The sequence below is a fragment of the uncultured Clostridium sp. genome, from assembly GCF_947036855.1.
GTDB lineage: Bacteria > Bacillota > Clostridia > Clostridiales > Clostridiaceae > Sarcina.
On record NZ_CAMQRY010000097.1, the window covers coordinates 1 to 9226 of the forward strand.

Consider the following 9226-nt stretch of genomic DNA (forward strand, 5'->3'; position numbering starts at 1 on the left):
ATTGAATTGGTATATTAATAAAGGGGATTTATTGTATTATGAAAAAATATAAAGTTTTAATAGTTGATGATGAGGAAGAAATAAGATTTGGGGTTATTAAAAAAATAACTTGGGAAAATTATGGGTTTGAAATAGTTGCAGATGCTGAAAATGGTAATGATGCTCTTTTAAAGTGTGAAATCTACAAACCAGATATAGTATTTACAGATATAAAGATGCCTTTTATGACTGGGCTTGAGTTGAGTGAAAAACTTAAAAATATCATGCCTTGGATTAAAGTTATAATTTTTTCTGGTTCAAATGATTTTGAATTTACTAAAAAAGCCATAAATATGAATGTTTTTGATTATATTCTAAAACCAATAGATTCGGATGAACTTATTGAAGTATTAAAAAAGCTTAAAATACATATAGATTTAGAGTATGAGAATAAAAAAAACTTGGAATCATTATACGATTATTATAATGAGAGCATTCCCATTCTTAGAGAAAAATTTTTAGCTCAGATAATAGAAGGGTTTCAAATAAATAAAAATGTAGTTGAATATGGTGAAAGCTTGGGTATTGAATTCTCATATAAATATTTAGCTACAGCTGTTATGCATATAGATGATGAAGTTAGAAATAAAAGACTTCTTAATATAAGTTTAAACAATACTATAAATAATTTAATGTTCGATTACTGTAATTTTAAAACATTTATATATCTTGAAAGAATAGTAGTTATTGTTGAGCTTTATAGAGAAAATGATATATTTAGGTTTATAAGAGAACTAAATAACCTGTGTATCGTAAGTGAAAAGGTCTTAGAATCTAAAATATCAGCTGGAGTAGGTAAGATAGTAAATGATATTACAGATATAAAACTTTCATATAAAACAGCTAGAGATGCACTTCATTATAAAAGTATATTAGGTTCTGGAACTGCCATTTATATAGAAGATGTAGAGAGAAATAATAATCTAAATATTGATTTTTTAGAAAGTGATGAGAGGGAACTTATAAATGCAATTAAATTAAAATCAGAAATTGATATCAAAAATGTTATTAATAATATTTTTGATAAAATACAAACTAAGGGTATTTCATTTAATCAGTATAAATTATTTGTTATAGAACTAACAACTGTCCTTCTTAAACTTATAAAAACACAAAATATAAATATAGATGATACACTTGCTATCTATAAAAATATAGAAGTCTTTAAATCTATAGACGAGGCTAGAGAATGGTTTTTAAATAAAGCTATAGAGATAAGCAGATTTATACAAATTAAAAGAGTAGCTGCAGCAACACTACTTGTTGAAGAAGCAAAGACTTATGTATTACAGAATTTTAATAGTAGTGATCTTTCTGTAGATTCTGTGTGTAATGAATTACATTTGAGCTCAACATACTTTTCAACAATTTTTAAGAAAGAAGTAGGAGTTAATTTTATATCATATCTTACTGATATAAGACTTAAAGAAGCAAAAGTTTTACTAAAAACTACAGATTATAAAACATATATTATTGCAGAAAAAGTTGGATATATAGAAGCTAATTATTTTAGTTATGTATTTAAAAAAGAAATTGGTGTATCACCCACAAAATATAGAAATTTATAGGTAGGTAGTTGCTATGAAAATTTTCAAAGGAAAAAGCATTCATTTCACAGTATCGGTATCTTTTACAGTAATATCAATGATAAGTACGATTATACTCGGTCAATTTCTATATCTCAAAGTTGCTAGTACAAATAAAGAACTATTCAAACAAAATACAGAATCAAGCTTAGAACAAATAAATTTAAATGTAGATTATTATCTGAAAAACATGATGAGTATATCAGATTCAATTTATTATAATATAATAAAAAAATCTAAATATAACAAAGAAGATTTTTATGAGAGTGCAAGTATCCTTCATAATATAAATAAAGATTTTTTAGTTAACATTAGTATCTTTTCTGAAGATGGTGATATTATTTTGGGATATCCCTATAAAAAATTGAATAATAATATAAATGTATCAAGTCAAGAATGGTTTTTATCAGCTATAAAAAGTCAAGAAAATTTACATTTTTCATTACCAAAGAAACAAAATTTATTCCTTGATACAGATGTTACAGATATTATTTCACTCAGTCGAAGCATTGAACTAACTAATGAAAATGGAGTTACAAAGCAAGGTATTTTACTAATAGATATGAATTTTAGAGGAATAGAACAGATATTTAAAAATATAAATATTAGTCAAAATGGATATGTATTTTTAACAGATAAAATAGGGAATATAATATATCACCCTGATATGAATAATAATATAGTTGAAAATAATGCTATAACATCTCAGTATGAAGATGGGAGTATAGAAGAGGTTTTTAACGGAAGTAAACGTTTAGCTACTGTGAAAACAGTAGGCTATACAGCTTGGAAGATAATATCTATTATTCCATCTGAAGATATTATGACAACTTATAAGAGCTTAAAAGTATTTTTTGTTATTTTAACATTGATTAGTATATTTATATTAATACTTGTAAATAAGCTAGTTTCAAAAAAAATAACTAGACCACTTATAGAACTTACAAATAAAGTGATTGATTTTGAAAATGGAAATGATAAAAGTGATTTAAATGTTAATGGTTCATATGAGGTTGAACATCTTAGTAGTGCATTAACTCATATGGTTTTTAAAATGAATATATTAATTAAGAATATTATTATAGAGCAAGATAAAAAAAGAAAAATAGAACTTGATGTACTACAAGCACAAATAAATCCACATTTTTTATATAATACATTAGACTCGGTTATTTGGATGATAGAGGGTGAAAAAAATAAAGAAGCTATTAAAATGATAAAAGCACTTGCTAGATTATTTAGAATAAGTCTTAGTAAAGGAGAGAATATAATAAAAGTATCTAGTGAAATAGAGCATATTAAAAATTATTTAACAATTCAAAAAATTAGATATAAAAGTAGATTTGAATATAAAATAAATATTGCTGAAAATATACAAGAGTTATTAACTATTAAACTCATTATGCAGCCAATAGTTGAAAATTCAATTTATCATGGGCTTGAGCATATGTATGATGAAGGAGAAATAGTTATTGATGTATTAACACAAGAAGATTTCTTAATAATACGTATAAAGGATAATGGCTGTGGAATGACATCTGATATATCATCTGAGCTTTTAAATAAAGATAGAAAACTTATTCCAAAAGGTTCTGGAGTAGGCATTAGAAATGTTAATGAAAGAATTAAATTACACTTTGGAGATGATTATGGTGTATTTATTTATAGTGAACCTGATGAAGGAACACTTATTACACTAAAATTACCTCTTCTTAAAGAAAATAATAAATAAATTAGGAGATTAAAATGAAGAAGTATTCTTTTATAGCTATTAGTATATTATTTTTTACTATTCCTTTATTTGCATGTAACAAAAATAATACTGATAATGATGATGTTAAAATAGGTATAAGTATCTATAATGATCAGGATATATTTATATCTGATATTATTGGTACATTAACAAATTTTATTAATACAGATACTAATATAAGTACAAGCATATCATCAGCAAATAATAATCAATACACTCAAAATGATGATATTGATAAATTTATAGAAGATGGAATTGATATTATCTGTATTAATATAGTTGATAGACGCTCTTCTGCAAATATTATTAATAAGGCTAAAAAATCTAATATACCAATAATATTTTTTAATAGAGAGCCTGTTTATGAAGATATGTTACTTTGGGATAAAACTTATTATGTAGGAGCGGCTGCAAAAGAATCTGGAACTATGCAGAGTAATATCATAGGAGAGTTGTGGAGTAATAATATAGAGTCTATAGATACAAACAAAGATTCTATATTACAATATGTTTTACTTGAAGGAGAACTTGGACATCAAGATGCTATAATAAGAAGTAAATACTGTATAAAAGACTTGGATACTTATTATATAAAGTCTGAAAAAATTGAAAGTGTAGTTTGTGATTGGAATTTTAAAAAAGCTTATGAGGAAGTGCTAAGATTAATTAACACTTATGATAATATAGAAGTCATATTTAGTAATAATGATACTATGGCACTTGGTGCAATTGAAGCATTTAAAGAAGAGGATATTGATATCCCTGTAATTATAGGTGTAGATGGTATATCAAATGCTATTACATCTATAGAAAATAGGGAATTATATGGAACTATTATAAACGACTCAAGTAAACATTCAAAAGAAATTTATAACCTTATCATTATGCTTATAAAAAATAAAGATTTAAATCTTGAAAGTAATTATATTTGGATTTCACAAGAAAGTATTACACAAAATGATTTTAACTAATTAGAACACTCATAAATCTCAAGTTATTTTAATAATATTAGATAATGGAGGTGATATAATGCCTTATGAGTTTTATATCATAATACTTATAACACTAGTTATACTTGGCGGTTTATGTTTCTTTAAAAATATAAAAGAAGGTTTTATGGCAGCCTGCTTTGGTGGTATTGTAACTGCTATTATATTTGTTATACATTATATATATAGCTTAACAAGTAGTTTTTTTGATAAGACAGGACTAACATTTAAAGATATACTTTCATATATACTATGTATTGCTTTAACTTGTCTAGGGTTTATAGGTGTGATATTTACAATGAAATTTTTAGGAATTAAAAAAAGGTAGAAATCTTTAGAAGGATTTCTACCTTTTTAAGTTCACACTAATTTTGCTTAGTTGAATTTATTATATGTTCTTTTGCCTTTAATTCTAAAGTATCATCTAAAGGCTCAAGTTTTATTTCTTCATTATATTTTTTGCTAAGAGCTAGAGTTAAAAATCTATCTGCAAGCTCAGGATTTTTTGAAAGTAATGTTCCATGGAAGTATGTTCCAAATGTATTTTTATAAACACACCCTTCATATCCATCAGTTCCATTATTACCAAATCCAACAACACATTTACCGAGTGCTTTTAAATCTTTTCCAATATAAGTTCTACCAGAGTGATTCTCAAATCCAACATAAGTTTCATTATATTCTTCATTGTGAATAACAGTATTACCTATAAATCTTGCATCACCTGCTTCAAAGTTAGCTGCATTAGTGTATAAATCTAATATTTTAAGACCATCAAGTTTTTGTCCATCAGCTGTATAATAGTAGTTACCAAGAAGTTGATATCCACCACATATAGCGATTAAAACTTTTCCCTCTTCTATATAGTCAGCAATAGCATCTCTCTTATTGCTAATTAAATCCTTTGAAACAATTGCTTGTTCAAAATCTTGTCCACCACCAAATAAAACTATGTCATAATTATCTTTTTCAAAAGCTTCATTTAATGATATATTTATAATATTTACTTTTATTCCTCTAAGCTCTGCTCTATGCTTAAGTACTAATACATTACCTACATCCCCATAAACATTTAATAAATCAGGGTATAGATGACAAATATTTAATTCCATAAAAACACCATCCTCATTTTATTGTTTACCAAAGTTTCTGTATATACCCTTTTGAATGAAGATATTTTCTGAAATCTATCATTGCTGTATAAGTCGCAAGTATATAAACTTTATTTTCTTTGCAATTTTCAATTTCTGTAGTTAAATTCTCAAAAGTATCAGCAATATTGAATATTGAAGGATCAAGTCCTGCTGTTTTAAGTCTAACTGCCATATCATATCTTCTGACACCTGATATTAAAACTTCTTTAATATTCATATCAGTTAATTTTTCAAAATCTACATCCCAAAGCCAAGATACATCTCTACCATCAGCATATTTGTCATTTAATAAAAATGATGCAGAAAATGCACCTGAATCAAGACATATAGTATCTAAAGCTTGATTATAACCAGCTGGGTTTTTAACAAGTATTATTTTAACTTCTTTACCGTTAATGTTAAGATTTTCTTGTCTACCAAAACTAGAGTCTTGTTTTGTAAATGATTTTTCTACTATGGAATCATCTATTTTAAGATGCTTTGCAATAGCATAGGCACAAAGTGCATTATAGATATTGTAAAGTCCAGATTGAGTTACTGTAAAAATAGTATCATTTATTTTTATTTTTGAACCATCTGGTGTTAATTCAAGTATTTCATTTACTGCAAAATTGAGATTAGGTGTTTTATAGCCACAATTTGGACAATAAAAATCGCCTAAGTGATTATATGTAACAAAATTATACTCATATGGAGCTTGGCAAACTTTGCAGAACTTAGCATCTACATTTGTATCTGCTTTCTTACCATTATTAGGATCTACATTAAATCCAAAATACTCAGTAGGATTTGTAACATCAAGCTTTCCAAGTAATGATTCATCACCATTTAAAAGTAGGGTACTACTAGGAGCTTTAACTACCCCCTCAAGTATTTTGTTTAAAGTTGTATAAATTTCACCATATCTATCAAGTTGATCTCTAAATAAATTTGTTATAGTTATAATTTCAGGTGTTAAATGCTCAGTTATAAACTTAACATTAGCCTCATCAACTTCTATAACAGCATATCTTTGATCTTTATCAAACAGTTTATAGTTATCTATAAATGTAGCAACTATTCCAGTGTATAAATTAGCACCTGTTGCATTAGTTATAACATTCATTTTATTTTCTTTTAATACATTGTAAATCATAGAAGTAGTAGTTGTTTTACCATTAGTTCCTGTTACAAGTATTACTGTATAATTTTTTGAAACCGCAGAGAGTATATTCCTATCTAATTTTAAAGCTACTTTACCAGGAAAATTACTTCCACCTTTAAAAAGTTTAACAGCTAAAAATTTAGTTAACTTCGTTATTATTATTGTTAAAAAAGATTTTATACCTATTTTAAACACCGCCTTATGTTGATATTATAATTATTGTCCAAATACATATGAAAATAATCACTAAAACAATATTTATAGTATATCATAAACCCTTTAAATTACCAATATGTATATAGTTTGAGCATTTTCTACATAATAATAAAATACAAATAGAAAACATATCATAAAACATAATATTTTTAAGTATAATTAATTAAGAATTATTTAAATAACTAATAATTCTAACTATGAATTATTTTTTTTTAGTATAATATTATAAGTTACAAAATTTAATATAATAAGAGGGGTAAAAATATGGATTTTATTTTTATATTTAAAGCTATCATTATAGCTATTGTTGAGGGGCTTACAGAATTTGTTCCAGTATCATCAACAGGGCATATGATACTTGTGGGGGATTTAATTGGTTTTAGAGGGCAGGAAAACTTAGCCTTTTCTAGCATGTACGAGGTTGTTATACAACTAGGGGCAATTCTTGCTGTTGTTGTACTTTATAGAAAGAAGATTTTTGGTTCAATTGTAGAATTTATAAAGTATATATTTGCATTCTTTACAAAAAATAAGAAATCAATGTCTGAATCAGAAACTGGCTTTAGATTTGGTATCAATGTAATACTTGGTAGTATTCCAGCTATGATATGCGGATTAACATTTTATGGTAGTATAAAAGATTTATTTACAGTAAAAGCTGTTGGACTTGCTTTTATCGTTGGTGGTATATTACTTTTAGTTATAGAAAATTGGTATAGAAAGAAACCAAACAGTAAAAAAACTATACAATCTGTAGATGAGATTACATATAAACAATCATTCCTTGTTGGTATATTCCAATGTCTTGCTATGTGGCCTGGAATGTCAAGAAGTGCATCTACAATAATGGGAGGATGGGTTGCTGGATTTAGTACAACTGTAGCAACTGAATTTACATTCTTCCTTGCAATACCAGCAATGATCGGTTCATCTGCTATGGATCTTTTAAAGTTTGATTTTAGCATAATGAATTCAACTTACTGGACTGCTTTAATAATTGGGTTTATAGTAGCATTCATAGTTTCAATAGTTGTTATAGATAAGTTTATAGCATATCTTAAAAAGAAACCAATGAAAGTATTTGCTATATACAGAGTAATAGCAGGTATTATTTTAACATCAATGATATTTGGTGGTTTAATTTCTTAATAAATAGCAAAAAGCCTCTTCTAATTGTAAATTAGAAGAGGCTTTTTGCTATATTTGCGTTTAGAATTAACAGTATGTAAGTATTAAAAGCTTTTCATATGAATATTAGTTTATATCCTTGAATAGACTTAAGTAGTGAAAAAATTATCTTGCTTATTTAAAAAGTTCGAGGAGGAGTTATTTTATGTTAGAAAGAAAAAAGAAGATAGCCTTATTAACAGGTGGAGGAGATTGCCCAGGACTAAATGCAGTTATAAGAGGAGTTACAAGAACTGCTATACTTCAGTATGGTTATGAGGTTATAGGATATAAATTTGGGTATAGAGGATTATACAATAATGATTTTGTTAATTTAACACTTGATTCAGTAAGTGGAATTATTCATAGGGGTGGAACTATCTTACATAGTTCTAATAAGGATAATTTATTTGATTATCAAATTGAGGAAGATGGCGTTATTATAAAGAAAGATGTTTCGGATGTTGGTGTAGAAAATTTAAAGAAGGAAGGCGTAGATGCATTAATAGTTATAGGTGGAGATGGAACTTTAACTTCTGCTAGAGATTTTTCTAGAAAGGGTGTTAATGTTATAGGAGTTCCTAAAACTATAGATAATGATTTACTTGCTACAGATACAACATTTGGATTTAATACAGCAACAGAAATTGCTTGTGAAGCTTTAGATAGACTTCATACAACTGCTGCATCTCACCATAGAATAATGCTTTTAGAAGTTATGGGGAGGAATGCTGGGTGGATAGCTCTTGATTCTGGAATTGCCGGATCAGCAGATGTTATATTACTTCCAGAAATTCCTTATGATATAAATAAAATTGTTGAGAAAGTTAGGGAAAGAGAAGATATAGGAAAAGATTTTACTATAATAGTTGTGGCTGAAGGTGCAAGACCTAAGGATGGTGAGGTTGTTGTTTCTAAAATAGTTGCTGATAGCCCAGACCCTATAAGACTTGGTGGTATTGCTAATAAACTTGCTGATGATTTAGAGTCTGCTATAGGAAATCATGAAGTAAGAAGCACTGTACTTGGGCATATTCAAAGAGGTGGTATTACATCAGCTTATGATAGAATACTTTCTACAAGATATGGTGTAAGAGCAGCTGAACTTGTTAAGGAAGAGAATTTTGGTAAAATGGTCTGTTTAAAAGGGCTTAATATTGAAGAAGTTACGCTTGAAG

General features: G+C 26.9%; 8 protein-coding genes. 6 read left to right on the forward strand and 2 right to left on the reverse strand.

All coding sequences use genetic code 11. The features are described from left to right. The first annotated feature begins 38 nt into the window (after nucleotides 1–38). Genes Q0V15_RS09690 through Q0V15_RS09705 form a run of 4 tightly spaced genes read left to right on the forward strand, consistent with a single transcriptional unit; the run spans nucleotide 39 to nucleotide 4695 of the window. The gene (locus tag Q0V15_RS09690) at nucleotides 39–1607 is read left to right on the forward strand and encodes a response regulator (RefSeq protein ID WP_297438451.1); all 1569 of its coding nucleotides are present in this window, start codon (nucleotides 39–41) and stop codon (nucleotides 1605–1607) included. A 13-nt stretch (nucleotides 1608–1620) separates the two neighbouring features. Further along, nucleotides 1621–3357, forward strand: coding sequence for a sensor histidine kinase (locus tag Q0V15_RS09695; RefSeq protein ID WP_297438453.1), 1737 nt, complete (start codon nucleotides 1621–1623; stop codon nucleotides 3355–3357). A gap of 14 nt (nucleotides 3358–3371) precedes the next feature. Continuing rightward, the gene (locus Q0V15_RS09700) at nucleotides 3372–4349 is read left to right on the forward strand and encodes a galactose ABC transporter substrate-binding protein (RefSeq protein ID WP_297438455.1); all 978 of its coding nucleotides are present in this window, start codon (nucleotides 3372–3374) and stop codon (nucleotides 4347–4349) included. A gap of 58 nt (nucleotides 4350–4407) precedes the next feature. Further along, complete coding sequence (locus tag Q0V15_RS09705; protein ID WP_297438457.1) at nucleotides 4408–4695, forward strand: hypothetical protein; 288 nt, start codon at nucleotides 4408–4410, stop codon at nucleotides 4693–4695. Nucleotides 4696–4732: 37 nt separating this feature from the next. Here Q0V15_RS09705 and Q0V15_RS09710 read toward each other — a convergent pair whose 3' ends face one another. Both Q0V15_RS09710 and Q0V15_RS09715 read right to left on the reverse strand, forming a co-directional pair. Beyond that, nucleotides 4733–5479 (reverse strand): type 1 glutamine amidotransferase, encoded by a 747-nt coding sequence (locus Q0V15_RS09710; RefSeq protein WP_297438459.1) that lies wholly within the window; start codon nucleotides 5477–5479, stop codon nucleotides 4733–4735. Nucleotides 5480–5504: 25 nt separating this feature from the next. Beyond that, entirely contained in the window at nucleotides 5505–6860 is a 1356-nt protein-coding gene (locus tag Q0V15_RS09715) for a Mur ligase family protein (RefSeq protein ID WP_297438461.1), read from the reverse strand. 285 nt (nucleotides 6861–7145) lie between these two features. Between Q0V15_RS09715 and Q0V15_RS09720 the strand changes: the two genes are divergently transcribed. Then, nucleotides 7146–8030 (forward strand): undecaprenyl-diphosphate phosphatase, encoded by an 885-nt coding sequence (locus Q0V15_RS09720; RefSeq protein WP_297438463.1) that lies wholly within the window; start codon nucleotides 7146–7148, stop codon nucleotides 8028–8030. Nucleotides 8031–8214: 184 nt separating this feature from the next. Beyond that, a partial coding sequence (locus tag Q0V15_RS09725) for a 6-phosphofructokinase (RefSeq protein WP_297438465.1) occupies nucleotides 8215–9226 on the forward strand: 1012 nt, incomplete at its 3' end.